This window comes from Dolichospermum circinale AWQC310F (genome assembly GCF_000426925.1).
GTDB classification, from domain to species: Bacteria; Cyanobacteriota; Cyanobacteriia; order Cyanobacteriales; family Nostocaceae; genus Dolichospermum; species Dolichospermum circinale.
The window spans coordinates 65,604-82,133 of record NZ_KE384717.1 but is presented as its reverse complement, the minus strand read 5'-3'; the positions used below and the strand labels follow the sequence as shown (position 1 = coordinate 82,133).

The following is a 16,530-nucleotide window of genomic DNA, read 5'->3' as shown; positions in this document are numbered from 1 at the left end:
GATTAACTTAAAAAAGCGAACGGGATAAACTCATGTTTATTAGTATTGACCAAATCAAAGAGTCTCTTAAATATTTGGAAAAGGTAGATTCTTTTTGGGGAATCACTTTTTTAAAATTTAAGCAATTACGATTACCACTAGGTAATACTATTGAAATATCTCTATATTCAGAAATTGAAGATTTTTTAGAAAATCACTATAAACCCTGTAAGGAATCAGCATATTTTTATAGATGTTTCGGGTTACCAAAAACTAGAAATAGCTGGATGACACTTCATAAATGGATAACACTTAAGCGATATATAGATTATTTTATTATAGAAAATATTGATACACAAATAGTTGGTCAAGCATTACTAAATCATCAAATCAATGATGATCACTGGGGTTGGAAACATAACTATATCGAAATCTTAAAATCTTGTTTATCTCAATATGATAATCCAGTAATTCCTATTTTCCATTTAGCCGTCTGGATATATCGTGAAAAAGAATGGTCATCTGAAACAACAGCAGAAGATATTATTCAAAATTTCCAAAATGAGTTTTTGTTAAATGAACAAGAAATCACTCAATTGTTTGATATTTCCATCCCAGATAACATCAATATAAACAATCTTTTTCAAGATAAAGTAGTTACTTGGGAAGAATTAAAAACTGTTATTGGCAAACCTCCAGATATTCTACCAGAAGAAGGTACTTTAACTTATTTAGAAATACAAGGTGTAGGTGCTGCCAAAAAACTTTGTTTTGAACCAGCAGAACGACTGAGTTTAATTACAGGTGATAATGGATTAGGTAAAACTTTTTTACTAGAATGTGTGTGGTGGGCTTTAACTGGACAGTGGGCAAATTTACCAGCATATCCAATGCCAACTGTAACTGAAGATGAACCCGTAATTACATTTAAAATTTCTGGAGATTCGGAATCTGATACAGAGAGTATTTCTTATGATTGGCAGCTTCAAAGATGGAATGAAATTAAAAATCGCTCAACTATTCCAGGTCTTTTAATTTATGCCAGAGTAGATGGTTCTTTTGCCGTATGGGACACAGCAAAACAATATTTGTCATCTTCATCTCGTGTTAAAAATATTGAGAAAAAACCACTTCCTTTTGTGTTTACAAAAGATGAGTTATGGAATGGTCAAAAAGATGAAAATGGTAATACTTTTATTAATGGATTATTACAAGATTGGATTCAATGGCAAAGTAGACCAGATAAATATCCATTTGACACCTTAGTAAAAGTATTAGAACGTTTATCTCCTCCAGAACAGGGTGATTTAGGAATTTTGAAACCGGGAGAACCTGTTAGACTTCCTTATGATGCTAGAGAAATTCCCACCATAGAACATCCTTATGGAACTGTTCCCATTATTCATGCTTCCGCAGGGGTACAGCGGATAATTACAATGGCTTATTTGATAGTTTGGGCTTATGAAGAACATAAAATACAATCAAAACTTATCCGCAGAGAACCACAGAAGAGAATGGTTATTTTAGTAGATGAATTAGAAGCACATCTTCACCCCCAATGGCAAAGGGCTATTTTACCTGCTTTGTTAGATGTGAGAGATGAGTTAGCATCTGATTTACAAGTACAAATTATGGTTGCTACTCATTCTCCTTTAGTTATGGCATCTGTAGAACCTAGATTTGATCAAAGAGTTGATAAGTTATTTAGTCTAGAACTGGTGAAAAGCGATTTATTAAGGAATGAAGTCCAAATTGAAGAACTTCCTTTTATTCGTCAAGGTGTGGTAGATTATTGGTTAATGTCTGATGTTTTTAAATTGCGTCATTCGCGTTCTTTGGAAGCAGAAAAGGCTATAGAAGCAGCGAAAGTTTTACAATTATCAGATAATCCCAATTCGGAAGATGTCGTAAGAGTATCACATGATTTGGCCAGGTATTTATCAGAAGATGATAGATTTTGGCCAAGGTGGGTTTATTTTGCACAACAACATGGAGTACATTTATGATTCCTATTAAACCCCAGCCTGAACCTGATGATTTTGACCAAAAAGTTAGAAAACCAGGTTTAGCCTTTTTAAGTCAAGTTCCTAATCCTAAAACAAAAGATTGGAGAGATTATTGGCGGAAATCATTGCGTGATTTATACGATGCTTGTAATCATATTTGTGTATATTCAGCACAATGGATTCCTTATGATACTGGTAGGCCAGAAGTTGATCATTTTATTCCTAAAAGTGTTAAACCTGAACTAGCTTATGAGTGGGATAATTTCCGCCTTATTTGCTCAAAAATGAACTCTAATAAAGGAATAAAAGAAGAGATTATAGATCCTTTTTTCTTACCAGCAGATAGTTTTATTCTTAATTTTCCTTCTATGCTTATTAAACCTAATCCTAATCTTTTAGAACCACTAAAAAGCAGAGTAGTTTATACAATTAAAGAACTAAAACTTAATGAAGAAATGTGGCAATTGGGGCGTTTATATAAGCTAATAGACTATTGCAAAAAACAGTATTCTTTTGACCATTTAAAAGAAAAATATCCCTTTATTGCTTATGAATTAGAACGTCAAGGATTAGTAGAAGTAGACAAGATAGCATACATTATGGGGGTGAGATAGTTTTATATATTTAAAAACATTGTTAGTTTTTTATATATGTAATAAATCTTATTGATTAATGTATTATTTGTGATTTGTGAATGGAAATAAATTACAGTAGAAAAAATATTTCAGAACTTATGAGTACAAATTCTCAATTTAGATGTCACAATATAAATTGTGAACTTTTTTAAACTCAAATCATGAAAGCAATTTGGAATGGTGCTATTCTAGCCGAAAGCGATAATACCGTAGTTGTGGAAGGAAACCATTATTTCCCTGCTGACTCTATCAAGAAGGAATATTTTCAAGACAGCAGCACTCACAGCACTTGTTCTTGGAAAGGGGTTGCTAATTATTATAGTATTCAAGTTGATGGTCAAGTTAATAAAGATGCTGCTTGGTACTATCCAAGCACCAAAGAGAGAGCTAAAAATATCGAAGGTTATATTGCTTTCTGGAAAGGTGTAAAAGTAGAAGTTTAAACTAAGATTAAACTCTCATGGTTGGGACAAATAAGGTGTGTTAGTAACAGTGTAACTCACTATGATCATAGCCCCCTCCTCGCTTGCGGGGAGGGGGTTGGGGGTGGGGTTATTGTATCTCACTAAAAGAACCGGTATATCTCCATCTTTTTCTAATCTTTCGCAATGACAATATCATTAGATTTAATCACAGCATAGGCTTCCGTCCCTTCAGATAATTCTAACTCCTCTGCGGAAACTCTAGTAATCATTGAAGTTAATTCGACTCGGTGAACAATTTCTAAGGTTATTTCCGTATTTATAGTTCCTGTGGTGACTCGTTTCACAACTCCCTTGAGAACATTGCGGGAACTGACTTTTAATGGTTTCTTAGCACTAACAACTTCAAATTCAGGTTTGTTAATTTCTGGTTTTTCCTGGATATTTGATAATGATAATGGTGATGAATATTTCCTAAGTCCCCGGACTAATTCCCGTAAAATTTCTGTTTTCGTACGTTGGGAATTTTGACAAAATTCTTCTAAAATCTGGCGTTCTTCTTCAGATATTTGAAATGTTACCCAACCTTGGCTTTTTCTTGGCATAAAATTACTAACTTATTGACTAATTATAACTAATTTAATTGTTAGCTTTACACCTCTGATTTCTCAGAGAATTTAGGGATACGGGGTAAAACTGTTAATACAACTAGGTAGCCGAAAAAAAATTGACATAAGTAACGAAAAGTAAAGTTACCCAAAACCTCTTCCCTGTTCCCTGTTCCCTGTTCCCTTGTCATAACGACAATTTTTCCCGCCAACCTACTTAGTAGTGTGATACTAAGCAAAGCTAGAAATACCAAAATCTGGTGGTATATCTTGTATTTTCCCCGGTCCAATGGCCTGTAATCCTTCTTTGAGGATAATATTACCAGTATACAAGGCTTTACCCACTATCACACCTGTTACACCTTGGGGTTCTAAGGCTGATAAACTTAATAAGTCAGTAACAGAACTTACACCACCAGAGGCAATTACGGGTATGGAAATGGCCGCAGCAAGTTCTCGTAATGCGTCTAAATTTGGTCCTTGTAATGTTCCGTCTCTGTTTATATCAGTATAAATTATCGCTGCTGCCCCTAATTCCTGCATTTGTACTGCTAGTTGGGTGGCTAATACTGATGAGGTTTCTAACCAACCACGAGTAGCAACTAAGCCGTTACGGGCATCTATACCAATAATAATCTTTTCAGGAAATTCTTGACAGAGTTCCTGGACTAGTTGGGGTTGTTCAACTGCGACAGTTCCCAGAATTGCCCAATTTACTCCTAGATTGAATAATTCTACCACACTGGAGCGATCGCGCAATCCGCCCCCAACTTCAATGGGTATGGAAAGATTATTTCTAATGGCTGCAATGGCTGCTAAGTTAACTATTTTACCAGCTTTTGCGCCATCTAAATCAACTAAGTGTAATCTGGTCGCGCCTTGGTCAGCCCACATTTTCGCAACTTCTACGGGATTTTCGCTAAATACTTGGGATTGTGCGTAGTCTCCCTTATATAGTCGCACACAGCGACCTGCTAGTAAATCAATTGCGGGTATTACTTCCATAATTTGTCAGTGGTCAGTTGTCAGTTGTCAGTGGTCAGTTGTCAGTAGTCAGTGGTCAGTGGTCAGTTGTCAGTTGTCAGTGGTCAGTGGTCAGTGGTCAGTGGTCAGTGGTCAGTGGTCAGTGGTCAGTTGTTCGTTGTCAGTGGTCAGTGGTCAGTGGTCAGTGGTCAGTTGTTCGTTGTCAGTGGTCAGTGGTCAGTTGTCAGTTGTCAGTTGTCAGTTGTTCGTTGTCAGTGGTCAGTTGTCAGTGGTCAGTTGTCAGTGGTCAGTTGTTCGTTGTCAGTGGTCAGTTGTTCGTTGTCAGTGGTCAGTTGTTCGTTCTCTGTTCCCTATTCCCTGTTTCCTGTCACCTGTTCCCTGTCACCTAATTGCTGTACTGCTTGGCGGAAGCCTAAGACTAGTAAGATGTTAGCTAGGGTTAAAAAGGCTTCTGCGCTGCCATGTAACCAGTCTACATTGGCTAATTGTTCTCCATACTGCACTTGGGCGTAAATGCCGGCAGGAATGGTAACGGCGACAAATACCAATGTGCCGTAAAATCCATATAGAGCTAAACGTGGCATTTGAGGAACGCGGCTGATAAACCACAAGAAACCCAAGTAGGGAAACAGAGACAGGGCAAAGAGGGTTTCTTTTGATATCATTGTTCTGATTTGATGGTTTGTGTCTTCATGGGGCTTGTAGCTTTGGTAGAACGCCAAATTATATAAGCTGCTGCCCAAAGGGTAAAGTTACCAACTAATGTCATGGTAGCTTGTAAGGTGACTAACCATTCTAGGGTTTGGGAATTGTCGAAATAATGCCAAGTACAAGCACACATTGCGCTAATTAAAGCTGGTAACATAGCAAAGGACAATCCCCACCAACTTCGATTTTTTGTCAGTTCACCATATATCCAAATTAGCCATATTGCGGTTATCCACTCAATGACGCTGGAAATATGAATTATCCAGGTGGGAATTGAAAGTACGTGCATAATTATCAGTGGTCAGTTGTCAATGGTCAGTTGTCAATGGTCAGTTGTTAGTTGTCAGTGGTAGATAACTAGGTTAAAAAAAATTGGTAGTCCAAAATCTAAAATCTAAAATCTAAAATCTAGAATCTAAAATGGCGAAAATGCGGGTTTTATTGTCTGGGTATTACGGTAAGGGTAATGGTGGTGATGAAGCTTTGTTAGCCACACTTCTGCAAATGTTACCACTAGATGTTACTCCTGTGGTGCTTTCTGGAAATCCTGAAGAAACTCATCGTCATTACGGTGTGGAATGTTACAATCGTATGGCGTTTTTCTCCGTCTTCAAGGCTTTGCGCTATTGTGATGCTTTTATTTGGGGTGGTGGTAGTTTAATTCAAGATGCTACTAGCATAATTAGCCCTTTTTATTATGGCGGATTGATGGCTTTAGCTCAAGCTATGGGTTTGAAAACTGTGGCTTGGGGACAGGGTATAGGTCCTTTGTTGCGTTCCCAAACTCGATTTTTAGCCCAGCGGAATTTTGCGGGTTGTACTCAGGTGAGTGTGCGTGACGTTGCTAGTTCTCGGTTATTATCAGATTGGAGTATACCTCATATCCTTGCCCCTGACCCGGTTTGGGCATTAGAATCAAAGCCAGTACCAGAATTAGCAGATTTACCAAAACCGAGAATTGCGGTTACTTTAAGAAATCATCCTCAACTAACAGAAAATCGGTTAACAAATTTAACTCAAGCTTTAGTTAATTTGCAAAAAGAAACTCAAGCCTTTATTTTACTATTGCCATTTCAAAAAAGTGAAGATCTAGGAATTGCGGAAAAAATTCATACTCAATTACAAGATGTGAGTAGAGTTATTTGTTCCGAAGATCCACAAGTTTTAAAAGGTGTATTTCGTGGTGTGGAAATGTCCATAGGAATGCGTTTACATAGTTTAATTATGGCAGCTAGTGAAGGTTCTCGTTGTTTTGCATTGAGTTATGATCCTAAAGTCAATCATTTAATGGAAGATCTAAAAATACCTGGTTGGGATTTAAAAAATTTACCAGAGGATGTAGAGTTAATTAGTAAAACTTGGATTGATTATTATCATCATGGTGAATCCTTGTCAGATACGAAAATTCAATCTTTAGTAAATGGAGCTTTTTTACATCGGGATTTGTTAAGTAAAGTGTTAAAATGAAATTTCCGAATAGGTGAGTCATTTCCTAGTTATGAGGTTATATAGATGTATTATGCTGATATGGCAGTACACGGAAAAGATAGACATTTACAGCTTTTAGTGGAAGTTAAAAATAAACGTAGTGCATCTAAAATTTGGGCTGCTAAAATGCGACGCAATATGTATGCTCATGGGTTACTTCCAGAAGCACCTTTTTTTCTATTAGCACTTCCAGATAAATTTTATTTGTGGAAAAATATAGGTTTATCTACTGATTTGATAGAGCCAGATTATGAAATTAACCCTGAATCTTTTCTTAAGCCTTATTACCCTAAAGCTTATGCTCCCAACTATGAAATTAGTAGTGAAGGTTTTGAGCTAATAGTTTCTGCTTGGCTTCATCAAATATTAACATTACCATCTGTTGATTTACTCCCGGAAAATATGGATTGGTTAGTAAATTCAGGTCTATTTGATGCTATTCACCACGGACACCTAAAATTAGAGGAACTGGTTTGATTGTAATGGATGTTTATGTAGAAACGAATTTTGTCTTAGAACTGGCGTTGCTTCAGGAGCAGCAGGAAAGTTGTCAAAAACTGCTAGACTTGGCAGAAGCAGGAAGAATAAATTTGATTTTACCCGCATTCAGTCTTACAGAACCTTATGAAACGCTAATTCGTAGGGAAAAAAATCGTCGAAACTTATCACAAGATTTGCATAAAGAGCTTTCTCAGCTTGGACGTTCTCTACCTTACCAACAACAGGTACATACTTATCAAGAGATTACTGAGTTTTTGGTAAATAGTGGAAGAGAAGAAAAGCAAAGATTCCAAATAGTTGTAGAGAAGTTATTAGTGGTTAGCAAAGTCATTCCTTTAACAGTGGAGATATTAACCGCAGCTATGGGATATCAGTCTGATCTTGACTTTACACCCCAGGATGCTATTGTTTACGCTTCGGTTGTTGAACATTTGAATAAGTCAGGTGAACAGCGATGTTGCTTTATTAATAGAAATTCTAAGGACTTCGATAATCCAGATATTCAAGAAGCTTTAGATAAATATAATTGCCGAATATTATTTAAATTTGATGCTGGATTTGGCTATATTAAAAATCAAATCGGGATTGTCTAACTAACTTAAATTGTGATGACAAAACCTGCAACTTACTTTATAATTTAGTTAAGGTTGATATCATCCTCAAGGAGATTGATTATGACAGCTATCACAGTCAACTTAAACCCCATTATCCAACTTACCGAAAACCAATTTTATCAACTCTGTCGAGAAAATCCTGAAGTCAAATTTGAACGCAATACCAAAGGAGAAATATTGATTATGTCACCAACCGGAGGAGAAACAGGAAAACGTAATTTTGAAATTGGTATTGATTTTGGAATTTGGAATCGTCAAACTAAATTAGGAGTTTGTTTCGATTCTTCCACTTGTTTTAAACTTCCCAATGGTGCAAATCGTTCTCCTGATGCTGCTTGGATAAAAAAAGATAGATGGGATACACTGACACCAGAAGAACAAGAAAAATTTCCACCAATTGCTCCAGATTTTGTTTTAGAATTAATGTCACCCAGTGATAGTTTGCAAGAAACACGGGCAAAAATGCAGGAATATATGAATAATGGAGTTAAATTAGGTTGGTTAATTAATCGGAAAATGGGTCAAGTTGAAATTTATCGTCTTGGTAAACCAGTAGAAATATTAGACTTTCCTCAAGAATTATCAGGTGAAAATATTTTATCAGGATTTATTTTAAATATGGAAATTGTTTGGGGATAGATATTATTTATTCATTCACAATACCAGATATAAATTTCTACAAAACTTATAAAAAACCACTCCACTTTATCTTCTCATTACCTCTGTGTCCTCTGTGTCTCTGTGGTTCGTTAAATCTGCAATATTCATTGTTTCCTAGTTCTCGGTTCTATAACATGAGGGTTTACTCCAAAATATTTCGCTGCTGCTGACATATCAAATGTTAATAAGTTAATATCCCCTAACTCTTTAATACCTTGAGGTTGAGACGATTTAATATCTAAAACTTGAATAATTTCCTCTGCGACTGCTTGCGCTAAAAGCGGGGGAACAGAATTACCAATTTGTCGAAAACCATGCCATTTTGTGGGATGAAATCTAAACCAATCAGGATAGGAATGTAAACGCGCAGCTTCCCTCACAGTAATACATCTGGGAATAAAAGGATGTATGGGACGAGGAGAAGTAAATGCACCTTTATTACTAGGTGTTCCCGCTCTTAAGGTATTACATAAACCATGAGGATCAAGTTTATGAAAACGACTGATTGATTCAATTTTACCATGGGGTGTGGATGCAAATCTTTCCATAGATTCGGGTGAGTGTTTACTTCTTAAACTTGATGTGAGTAAATTATGATCATACTGACGTTGATAGGAATAGTTATTTTTGACAATTTTCAGATTACGCAGTTTTTTAGCATAATTACTAAGGTTACTAAATTCAGTAATTATCCAATCTTGTTGATATAATTCTGGATAGTTTTCTATGACTGGTAAATCTTGTAATGCGTCCCAAACTGTCGGAGATTTTTGACCAGGGAATGTAATTTTTTCTGGATATTTGGGTAATTCTATATTTTGACGTGAACCGAGTAAAAATAACCTGTCTCGATTTTGTGGTACTCCATAATTAGCCGCATTTAAAACTTGATAATTTGCATTAACTTGATAACCACTTTTGAAAAATTGACTAATGATTTCTGCAATAAATTCTTTGTGTTTACCGACTGTCATTCCTTTGACATTTTCTAATACAAAAAACTTAGGTTGTAATTCTCTAACCAACCTAATAAAATGGAAAACTAAAGAGTTTCTTGGATCATCAAAAGAACGTTTTCCGATTAATGAGAAACCTTGACAGGGTGGACCACCAAATACTACATCAATTTCTTGATTAGCAATTTGAGAACTATTCCTAATTTCCTCCCCTGTCGTCTCTTCCACGCTTTTACATAATACAGTCCAAAAGGGAAAATTAAATTGATGAATTGCACAATGAATTGGGTCTATTTCCACAGAAGCAAGGACATCAAACCCAGCTTGTTCAAAACCTAATGTCATTCCCCCTGCACCCGCAAATAAATCAACTGCAATTGGTCGTTTTTTGGTCATTATTTAGTTATGATTAAGTTTACAGATTGCAGCCAATTTTCTAGATCTCCAATTGAAGTAAAATCTAACAAAGCTTCTCCAAGTTCTTCAAGTTGCTCAATAGATAATGTTTGGACTCTTTGAATTAATGATGATTCAATTTCACCAATTCGACGATTTAATAATCGAATAATTAGACGTTGTTCTCCTTCTTGTTTAGCTAGTTCTCGATCTTGTTGGTAAAGTGGTGCTAATCTCATAATCAACTCCCTATCTTCTGTTTGTGAACTTTGATTGATTCTTAAATTCTGCTGGAGGTTATAAAGTAGCTCTAATGTAATTTCTACATAGGGCTGATTTGATGGTAACGCAACTAATTCATCAATTGCTTGTTTTTGTACTGTTCCTCTTCCTAGAAGTCTTAACCATAGGCTTTTAGTAGTTCTTCTAGGTAATCTTTTGCGAATTGGTCATGGATAAAACGAGTCATTTGAATTAAATGTACATTGCTAATATTTCTTTGGCTGTGCGATCGCACACTCCCAATTCTCCCAAACAATGGCGCATTTCTTGATAATCTGTCAAGGTTTTTTGTCTTTTTTGACAATTCAATAATAATTCTATAGCAGCTTGGGTAATATTCTCTGTTGTGGCTTTTTCCTGTAAAAATTCTGGGACAATTTCGCGCATGACAACTAAATTTACTGGAGAAGCAAAGGGAATTGAACCTTTAAGAATATGACGTGCAATCCAAGCTGTAAGCGGGTGTAGACGATAAACTACAACTTGGGGAACATTTAATAATGCTAATTCTAAATTCACGGTTCCCGATTTAGTAATTGCAAAATCAGCCGCTGCAAAAACCTCTCTTTGTTGACCTAAAACTACTGTAGCTTTCAAGCCATAATCTTTAATTACTGCTGTAATTCTATTTCTAAATGTTTCCAAAGATAGAGGAATCCAAAAATGCACATTTGGTAGATGAGATTGAATATTTTTAGCCGCTGCAAAAATAACTGGTAATAGATATTTTAATTCTTGATCACGAGAAGCTGGTAACAAAGCAATGGTAATTTCTTCCTCTTTAATTCCTAATTTCTCCCTGGCAATTTCTCGACTGGGTGCATTTGCCATTCTATCAATTAAAGGATGTCCTACCCAACAAACATTAGCCCCATTTTGTTGATAATATCGCGCTTCTTCTGGGAAAATTGCTAATAGTTTATCTGTAAAACCAACAATGCGGTTGGTATTTTGAAAACTCATTGACCATACCCACTCTTGAGGAGCGATATAATAAGCGACAGGAATATCAGGTAAATTTTCCTTCATGTAAGTCCCAATTCCCAAATTAGGACCCATATAATCAATTAGTACAACTAAATCGGGGGGATTTTCTTTTAAATAAGCGATCGCACTCCGTTGTACTCTTAATGTAGGAATAACATAAGGCAAAGATTCAATCAAACCCATTGAACCAATACCGCTAGTATTACCCAAAATTTTCGCCCCAGCTTGCGCCATTTTCTCCCCACCCAAAGCCACAATTTCTAACGTCAACCCGACGGCCACAGCTTGACGTTGAAGTGCTGCAATTAATAGCGAACCCTGTAAATCTCCAGAAACTTCACCAGTGCTAATAAATATTCGCATTTTAGATTTTAGATTTTTACTTCCTTTTCTGTTTTCTTAATTCTTCTTTTCTTTCTTCGTGTCCTTTGCGTCTTTGTGGTTTTTTAAAACTTAATTCTTCCCACCAAAACAGAGTCACTGGTAAATTTTAAGGACGGGAAAACCCCGGCCTAGATTTCATTTCCTATTATTCATCAATGACTGTTTTTTTGACTTTTCCGGGAATTAAACCGCGTCTTCCCGGCATTTGGGAAAGTAGCAAAAAACGCCGAAGATGTTTTAATTCTTCCGTATCTTCCAAATTTTCCAACTCTTGTAAAGCATCTTTAAACAGCAAATCAGAATGATAAAGCAGACGAAAAGCTTTTTTAATTAGTTTAAAATCGCTAACAGCCATCCCTGAACGTTTTAATCCTACTACATTCATTGATCGGACTCTTGCGGGATTTCCTTCAACTAACATATAAGGGGGTACATCTCTATCAATACGTGCCATACCGCCTATCATTGACATTCTTCCAATGTGTACAAATTGATGCACACCTAGAACACCGCTCAACCTAGCTCGTGATTCAATATGTACATGGCCTGCCAATGCTACAGAGTTAGCAATAATAACAGAATCGGAAATCTCACAATTATGACCTACATGAACATAGGCCATTAATAAGTTCCCATTACCGATAATTGTCGCTTCTCCATGTCCAGTAGCGCGGTTAATCGTTACATATTCACGGATAGAATTATTGTTACCGATTTTTACCCAGGTCGGTTCTCCCACGTATTTAAGGTCTTGAGGCTGCATACCGATAACAGCGCCGGGAAAAATCTGATTTCCTGTACCAATTTCACAAAGTCCCTCTAGGACAACGTGAGAACCAATTACGGTATCTGCACCAACTCTAACATTTTCTCCTATCACAGCATAAGCACCGACTTGCACTGTTGGGTGGAGTTTTGCGTTAGCATGGATGACAGCAGTTGGATGAATAAGTGTTTTCAAGGGTGAATCTCCCAAAATAAGTGCTTTTTGTATTAAATATTTCCGCAAAGAAACTTGTCGGCTAAAGTAAGTTATGTGTGAGGGCGAAAATTGAGAATTAGTAGTATACTAGTGTTTAATTTATTCCAGGTTTCTCGAAACTGCAAGGTATCTAAACATTAGCCGTTGAGATCTCTTTAATTACAATTAATGACTAACTAATCAAAGAAAACATCAATTCTCCTTCAGCGGCTAATTGTCCATTAACCTCCGCTTTTCCTTGCATTTTTCCAAAACGACGCTGTTTTACCCACAGCAATTCCACTGTCATAATTAATTGATCTCCGGGAACAACTTGACGACGAAAACGAACTTTATCAATACCGGCAAATACGAATAGTCCTCCTTGTGAATCTGGCATTTGTGTCATTACCACACCCCCCACCTGTGCCATTGCTTCAATAATTAGCACACCGGGCATCAGCGATCGCCCTGGAAAATGCCCTTGAAATTGGGGTTCATTAAAGCTAACATTTTTAATACCCACGGCTTTTTTTCCAGGAACATAGTCAATAATCCGATCTATCAGTAAAAATGGATAACGATGGGGTAATAGTTCCTGAATTTCCTCAATACTAAAGGTAGTTTTAATGGTCTGTGAATTGCTTGCTGACGGAGAATTAGATTCAGTAATAGTGGACATTAGTGGTACTTTACGTAAGTTATTAGACACAAAAATAAGTAAATTGGCGAATTTTAGAGCAATTCTAAAATCCTGTTGGCTAGTTTAATGTGTAAATTATGACTAGCCTTGTAAGCCAAAAAATGAGCTATAGGGAAATTTCCCAGCAAACTCAAATCTCCTACTAGATCCAAGATTTTATGACGAACTGGTTCATTTGCAAATCGTAATGGTGGATTTAACCAACCTTGGGGACCACAAACTAGAGCATTATCTAAACTCCCACCTTTAATTAATCCCGATTTTTGTAAATGTTCAATTTGATGCTGTAACCCAAAAGTTCGCGCAGGTGCAATTTCTGAAACAAAGTCAGCAGAAGACTTTTCTAAATCTGTACTCATTAAAAAACTGTACCATTGATTACCAATTGCCGGCAAATTAAAATCTATACCATAGCTAAAACGAGTTTCTGGAGCGGGTAAAGCGCAAACAAAAGCATCACCCTCATAAATCCAGATAGGTTCAGTAATAATTAAAGGTGCAGTTATTTTCACTACTTTTTGGGAAACTAAACCGACTTCCGCAATTTTCTGACACCAAATTTCAGCCGAACCGTCTAGAAGGGGTATTTCCGGTCCATCAATTTCAATTTTGACATTATCAACCCCCATAGCTGCCAAAGCCGCCAATAAATGCTCTACAGTGCGAACACAGACTTCATTCTTACCCAATTGAGTAGAAAGCACAGTCTGACTCACAGCCGCAATTTGGGCGGGAATAATTGGTGAACCAGGTAAATCTACCCGGACAAAAAAGCGACTACTTCCCGCTGGTGCTGGTAATACTCGCACTTGAGTTTTGACACCACTATGCAGCCCCACACCAGTCTGAGTAATTTCCCCAGCTAAAGTATGTTGCTGCATAGTCTCACCATCTGTGATCTTGTAACAACTAATATTGCCCATATTTTTGAGTAGAAACCCTGATTAATATTGTTCTGATTATTGACCAGATTAAAATCTTTCCCCAATACCGAAATTAATCCGACTTTCATTATTATCAGTGATGCCGTAATCTATGCGAATAGGTCCTAGTGGAGATTGTATCCGCAAACCTAAACCATAACCATAACCGTCACCACTTTTATTTAACAATTGTGCGGCTTTGGTACTAGTTCCCAGATCACTACCATAATCAAAAAATACTGCGCCACTGACAACAGAGAAAACAGGAAACCGATACTCAGCCGCAGCTTGGATATAACTGCTACCAGATCCTAATCTACCTTCACCATAACCCCGCACCGAGTTACTACCACCGAGGGTAAAAGCTTCATAGGGAGGTAAATCTCCTAAAATTGTCCCTCCTTGGGCGTTAAATGCTAAAGTTTCTGGTTTTTTACTAAAGCCAATCAATTTAATCGGTAAATACTGACTATAGTTACCCCGTAACCTAGTCATAAAGATACTACCTGAACCTACAGGTACAGATTGATCAAGTCCAAAGCTGAGGTAAGAACCTTTTGTGGGTTGGGTCGGATTATTACGGAGATCCCTTTGTGCGCCCAACTTGAGTAGAAATAAATCGTCTTCTCCTGAAGGCGAAACAGTTAAAGGAATTTTAGCACTAATATTGCTACCATCAAATAGCGCCCCTTCTGTCCTCAAATTACCATCAGCATCACGACCAGAAACCCGTTGATATTGCAGTCCAGCAGAAGCCACCCAGGCTGCATTTTTGTAGAGATTGGTCGTGAGTGGACGGGTAAATGTGATACCACCACCCAGCCGAGTAATCCGGGGGCTAACCTGGGCATCTGTATTCGTAATATTATTGGGGTCGAATGTTTCTATGTTTTTATCTTTACCTTCAAAAATCAAGGAAATAGAACGACGACGGAAAATATTAGTTGTATAAGAAGTGCGATAAGGATCACCCGCAATCCAAGGATCAGTAAATCGCAGGTCAAATAGTAGTTCCCGTTCTCCTAACTGTACCTCTGTTCCCAATTTTTGATTTCTTCCCCCCAGGTTTTGCTGCTGATAGCTGATAGTTCCAAACAAACCACTAGCGGAACTAATCCCTGCCCCTGCGGCAATAGAGCCGCTACTGCGTTCTGCTACATTTATTACTACATTAACTTTACTCGGATCAGTTCCAGGATCAAGGGAAACATTGACATCTTCAAACAACGCTAACCCAAAAACCCTTTGTAAGTCTCTTTGAACAATGTTGCGGTTAAATACCTGCCCGGGTTTTAACTCTACTTCCCTAGTAATTATATAATCTTTTGTTCGCCCCCGAATTGGTTCTCCCTTCTCGTTGACCTCTTGTCCTTCTTTATCGCGGAATTTAACTTTAACGTTTTCCACTACCCCCTCTGCTATCTGTAAGGTGACAACTCCATTTTCTGAAATTTTCGGTACTCCAATTAAGTTGGCTAATACATAACCTTGGTCTTGATAACGTTTGGTTAATTGTTTGATTCCCTCTTGTAATTCCCGCAAGTTGAGAATTTTGCCATATTGACTACTAAATATTTCTTGTGCAGTTTCCGCAGGAAGTACAGAAGCTACACCCGTTCCAGGATTGGTTTCTAATTCTACCTTACTGAGAATAGGATTAGGGGTAACAATAAAACTCACCCGCACACCCACAGGAGTATCTTCTGGAAGCGCTTGCACGTTGGAGAAAAGCCCAATTCTCACAATCGCATTAATATCTTCTTGCAGTTGAGAACGAGTTGCTGTCTGTCCCGCTTGGGTACGAATAACCTTGTAAATTTCCGCTTCTAATTCGGGCGTGATTTTTCCCGTCTCCGTTTTCACAATTACTTCTGAGACTAACACTCGCGCTTCCGTTGTTTCTGGGTTAGGAGATGATGTCGGTGGTGTTGTCGGCAGATTCTGATTTTCTTGATTAGATTCAGTCCCGGAGGGTGGGGTCGGCTTTGGTTGTGGAACTTGTGCTGTGATTGGAGTTATTGTAGGGTTTGGCACAATTACAGCGGTATCTTGGTGAGATTGTTTTCCTATAATCTTTGGGACAACCACGGGGGGATTGTCCCTACCTTCGTTTGTGTCAATTTTACCAGGATTGTGCTTGTCTAGTTGGTTTGTATCTACTGTCAAAATTTCTGTTGTCCGTGCCAGACTATTAACAGCTTGGGCATTTGCCTTGACAGAAGAACCAACAATGGGAACTGTAATGGCTACCATTGCCATTAATCCCCGTTTTAAACTTGTTTTAATCATTTTTCTCTCTACTACCACACACCATTAATGGTCAAAAATTATTT

General features: G+C 37.4%; 18 protein-coding genes and 2 pseudogenes. 8 read left to right on the top strand and 12 right to left on the bottom strand.

Annotated features, from left to right (window positions below):
• Positions 1-32: 32 nt before the first annotated feature.
• The 3 genes from ACIR310F_RS25020 (at position 33) to ACIR310F_RS0120755 (ending at position 3,063) form a co-directional block, all read left to right on the top strand.
• Positions 33-1,985 (top strand): AAA family ATPase, encoded by a 1,953-nt coding sequence (locus ACIR310F_RS25020; RefSeq protein ID WP_081677634.1) that lies wholly within the window; start codon positions 33-35, stop codon positions 1,983-1,985.
• The gene (locus ACIR310F_RS23390; RefSeq protein WP_051289793.1) at positions 1,982-2,599 is read left to right on the top strand and encodes an HNH endonuclease; all 618 of its coding nucleotides are present in this window, start codon (positions 1,982-1,984) and stop codon (positions 2,597-2,599) included. The genes ACIR310F_RS25020 and ACIR310F_RS23390 overlap by 4 nt, the downstream gene beginning before the upstream one ends.
• A 179-nt stretch (positions 2,600-2,778) precedes the next feature.
• Complete coding sequence (locus ACIR310F_RS0120755) at positions 2,779-3,063, top strand: DUF427 domain-containing protein (protein WP_028085493.1); 285 nt, start codon at positions 2,779-2,781, stop codon at positions 3,061-3,063.
• Positions 3,064-3,215: 152 nt separating this feature from the next.
• On the opposite strand, the gene ACIR310F_RS0120750 is transcribed toward ACIR310F_RS0120755, so the two are convergent.
• From ACIR310F_RS0120750 to hisA, 3 genes are read right to left on the bottom strand one after another with little or no spacing between them, the layout of a single operon-like run.
• Entirely contained in the window at positions 3,216-3,647 is a 432-nt protein-coding gene (locus ACIR310F_RS0120750) for a TOBE domain-containing protein (RefSeq protein WP_028085492.1), read from the bottom strand.
• A 47-nt stretch (positions 3,648-3,694) separates the two neighbouring features.
• Positions 3,695-3,841 carry a hypothetical protein gene (locus ACIR310F_RS25920; RefSeq protein ID WP_155963946.1) on the bottom strand — a complete coding sequence of 49 codons (147 nt, stop codon included), beginning with the start codon at positions 3,839-3,841 and terminating at the stop codon, positions 3,695-3,697.
• A 40-nt stretch (positions 3,842-3,881) separates the two neighbouring features.
• On the bottom strand, positions 3,882-4,655 hold the full coding sequence (gene hisA, locus ACIR310F_RS0120745; protein ID WP_028085491.1) for a 1-(5-phosphoribosyl)-5-[(5-phosphoribosylamino)methylideneamino]imidazole-4-carboxamide isomerase: 774 nt from the start codon (positions 4,653-4,655) through the stop codon (positions 3,882-3,884).
• Positions 4,656-4,706: 51 nt separating this feature from the next.
• On the opposite strand from hisA, the pseudogene ACIR310F_RS27510 reads away from it, so the two are divergent.
• A pseudogene (locus ACIR310F_RS27510) lies at positions 4,707-4,907 on the top strand (hypothetical protein); the annotation flags it as partial.
• A 77-nt stretch (positions 4,908-4,984) separates the two neighbouring features.
• Here ACIR310F_RS27510 and ACIR310F_RS0120740 read toward each other — a convergent pair.
• Positions 4,985-5,299, bottom strand: a complete 315-nt coding sequence (locus ACIR310F_RS0120740) for a DUF3593 domain-containing protein (RefSeq protein WP_028085490.1) — start codon at positions 5,297-5,299, stop codon at positions 4,985-4,987.
• On the bottom strand, positions 5,296-5,631 hold the full coding sequence (locus ACIR310F_RS0120735) for a DUF2499 domain-containing protein (protein WP_028085489.1): 336 nt from the start codon (positions 5,629-5,631) through the stop codon (positions 5,296-5,298). Before ACIR310F_RS0120735 ends, ACIR310F_RS0120740 begins: the two co-directional genes overlap by 4 nt.
• A gap of 131 nt (positions 5,632-5,762) precedes the next feature.
• Here ACIR310F_RS0120735 and csaB point away from each other — a divergent pair, with 131 nt between their 5' ends.
• The 4 genes from csaB to ACIR310F_RS0120715 all read left to right on the top strand — a co-directional run bounded on the left by csaB (position 5,763) and on the right by ACIR310F_RS0120715 (position 8,584).
• The gene (gene csaB / locus ACIR310F_RS0120730; protein ID WP_028085488.1) at positions 5,763-6,809 is read left to right on the top strand and encodes a polysaccharide pyruvyl transferase CsaB; all 1,047 of its coding nucleotides are present in this window, start codon (positions 5,763-5,765) and stop codon (positions 6,807-6,809) included.
• 45 nt (positions 6,810-6,854) lie between these two features.
• On the top strand, positions 6,855-7,307 hold the full coding sequence (locus tag ACIR310F_RS0120725; protein WP_028085487.1) for a hypothetical protein: 453 nt from the start codon (positions 6,855-6,857) through the stop codon (positions 7,305-7,307).
• A 5-nt stretch (positions 7,308-7,312) separates the two neighbouring features.
• Complete coding sequence (locus tag ACIR310F_RS0120720; RefSeq protein ID WP_028085486.1) at positions 7,313-7,924, top strand: PIN domain-containing protein; 612 nt, start codon at positions 7,313-7,315, stop codon at positions 7,922-7,924.
• An 81-nt stretch (positions 7,925-8,005) separates the two neighbouring features.
• Positions 8,006-8,584, top strand: coding sequence for a Uma2 family endonuclease (locus ACIR310F_RS0120715; RefSeq protein ID WP_028085485.1), 579 nt, complete (start codon positions 8,006-8,008; stop codon positions 8,582-8,584).
• Between the two features lie 125 nt (positions 8,585-8,709).
• Here ACIR310F_RS0120715 and ACIR310F_RS0120710 read toward each other — a convergent pair whose 3' ends face one another.
• The 7 genes and pseudogenes from ACIR310F_RS0120710 to ACIR310F_RS0120680 all read right to left on the bottom strand — a co-directional run bounded on the left by ACIR310F_RS0120710 (position 8,710) and on the right by ACIR310F_RS0120680 (position 16,486).
• On the bottom strand, positions 8,710-9,957 hold the full coding sequence (locus tag ACIR310F_RS0120710; protein ID WP_028085484.1) for a DNA cytosine methyltransferase: 1,248 nt from the start codon (positions 9,955-9,957) through the stop codon (positions 8,710-8,712).
• Positions 9,957-10,382: pseudogene (locus tag ACIR310F_RS23385) on the bottom strand (DUF4351 domain-containing protein); the annotation flags it as partial. The gene ACIR310F_RS0120710 and the pseudogene ACIR310F_RS23385, both read right to left, overlap by 1 nt.
• Positions 10,383-10,431: 49 nt before the next feature.
• Entirely contained in the window at positions 10,432-11,589 is a 1,158-nt protein-coding gene (gene lpxB / locus ACIR310F_RS0120700; protein WP_028085482.1) for a lipid-A-disaccharide synthase, read from the bottom strand.
• A gap of 166 nt (positions 11,590-11,755) precedes the next feature.
• The gene (gene lpxA / locus ACIR310F_RS0120695; RefSeq protein ID WP_028085481.1) at positions 11,756-12,571 is read right to left on the bottom strand and encodes an acyl-ACP--UDP-N-acetylglucosamine O-acyltransferase; all 816 of its coding nucleotides are present in this window, start codon (positions 12,569-12,571) and stop codon (positions 11,756-11,758) included.
• A 193-nt stretch (positions 12,572-12,764) separates the two neighbouring features.
• A complete protein-coding gene (gene fabZ / locus ACIR310F_RS0120690; protein ID WP_028085480.1) occupies positions 12,765-13,253 on the bottom strand; it encodes a 3-hydroxyacyl-ACP dehydratase FabZ in 489 nt (162 codons plus the stop codon).
• Between the two features lie 53 nt (positions 13,254-13,306).
• Positions 13,307-14,155, bottom strand: a complete 849-nt coding sequence (lpxC, locus tag ACIR310F_RS0120685; protein ID WP_028085479.1) for a UDP-3-O-acyl-N-acetylglucosamine deacetylase — start codon at positions 14,153-14,155, stop codon at positions 13,307-13,309.
• A gap of 90 nt (positions 14,156-14,245) precedes the next feature.
• Positions 14,246-16,486, bottom strand: coding sequence for a BamA/TamA family outer membrane protein (locus ACIR310F_RS0120680; protein ID WP_028085478.1), 2,241 nt, complete (start codon positions 16,484-16,486; stop codon positions 14,246-14,248).
• Positions 16,487-16,530 lie beyond the last annotated feature (44 nt).

What these genes read in the sequence shown, in the direction of transcription:
- ACIR310F_RS25020 (WP_081677634.1), top strand. Translation starts at nt 33, where the DNA reads ATGTTTATTAGTATTGACCAAATCAAAGAGTCTCTTAAATATTTGGAA.
- ACIR310F_RS23390 (WP_051289793.1), top strand. Translation starts at nt 1,982, where the DNA reads ATGATTCCTATTAAACCCCAGCCTGAACCTGATGATTTTGACCAAAAA.
- ACIR310F_RS0120750 (WP_028085492.1), bottom strand. Translation starts at nt 3,647, where the DNA reads ATGCCAAGAAAAAGCCAAGGTTGGGTAACATTTCAAATATCTGAAGAA.
- ACIR310F_RS25920 (WP_155963946.1), bottom strand. Translation starts at nt 3,841, where the DNA reads ATGACAAGGGAACAGGGAACAGGGAACAGGGAAGAGGTTTTGGGTAAC.
- hisA (WP_028085491.1), bottom strand. Translation starts at nt 4,655, where the DNA reads ATGGAAGTAATACCCGCAATTGATTTACTAGCAGGTCGCTGTGTGCGA.
- ACIR310F_RS0120740 (WP_028085490.1), bottom strand. Translation starts at nt 5,299, where the DNA reads ATGATATCAAAAGAAACCCTCTTTGCCCTGTCTCTGTTTCCCTACTTG.
- ACIR310F_RS0120735 (WP_028085489.1), bottom strand. Translation starts at nt 5,631, where the DNA reads ATGCACGTACTTTCAATTCCCACCTGGATAATTCATATTTCCAGCGTC.
- csaB (WP_028085488.1), top strand. Translation starts at nt 5,763, where the DNA reads ATGGCGAAAATGCGGGTTTTATTGTCTGGGTATTACGGTAAGGGTAAT.
- ACIR310F_RS0120725 (WP_028085487.1), top strand. Translation starts at nt 6,855, where the DNA reads ATGTATTATGCTGATATGGCAGTACACGGAAAAGATAGACATTTACAG.
- ACIR310F_RS0120720 (WP_028085486.1), top strand. Translation starts at nt 7,313, where the DNA reads ATGGATGTTTATGTAGAAACGAATTTTGTCTTAGAACTGGCGTTGCTT.
- ACIR310F_RS0120715 (WP_028085485.1), top strand. Translation starts at nt 8,006, where the DNA reads ATGACAGCTATCACAGTCAACTTAAACCCCATTATCCAACTTACCGAA.
- ACIR310F_RS0120710 (WP_028085484.1), bottom strand. Translation starts at nt 9,957, where the DNA reads ATGACCAAAAAACGACCAATTGCAGTTGATTTATTTGCGGGTGCAGGG.
- lpxB (WP_028085482.1), bottom strand. Translation starts at nt 11,589, where the DNA reads ATGCGAATATTTATTAGCACTGGTGAAGTTTCTGGAGATTTACAGGGT.
- fabZ (WP_028085480.1), bottom strand. Translation starts at nt 13,253, where the DNA reads ATGTCCACTATTACTGAATCTAATTCTCCGTCAGCAAGCAATTCACAG.
- lpxC (WP_028085479.1), bottom strand. Translation starts at nt 14,155, where the DNA reads ATGCAGCAACATACTTTAGCTGGGGAAATTACTCAGACTGGTGTGGGG.
- ACIR310F_RS0120680 (WP_028085478.1), bottom strand. Translation starts at nt 16,486, where the DNA reads ATGATTAAAACAAGTTTAAAACGGGGATTAATGGCAATGGTAGCCATT.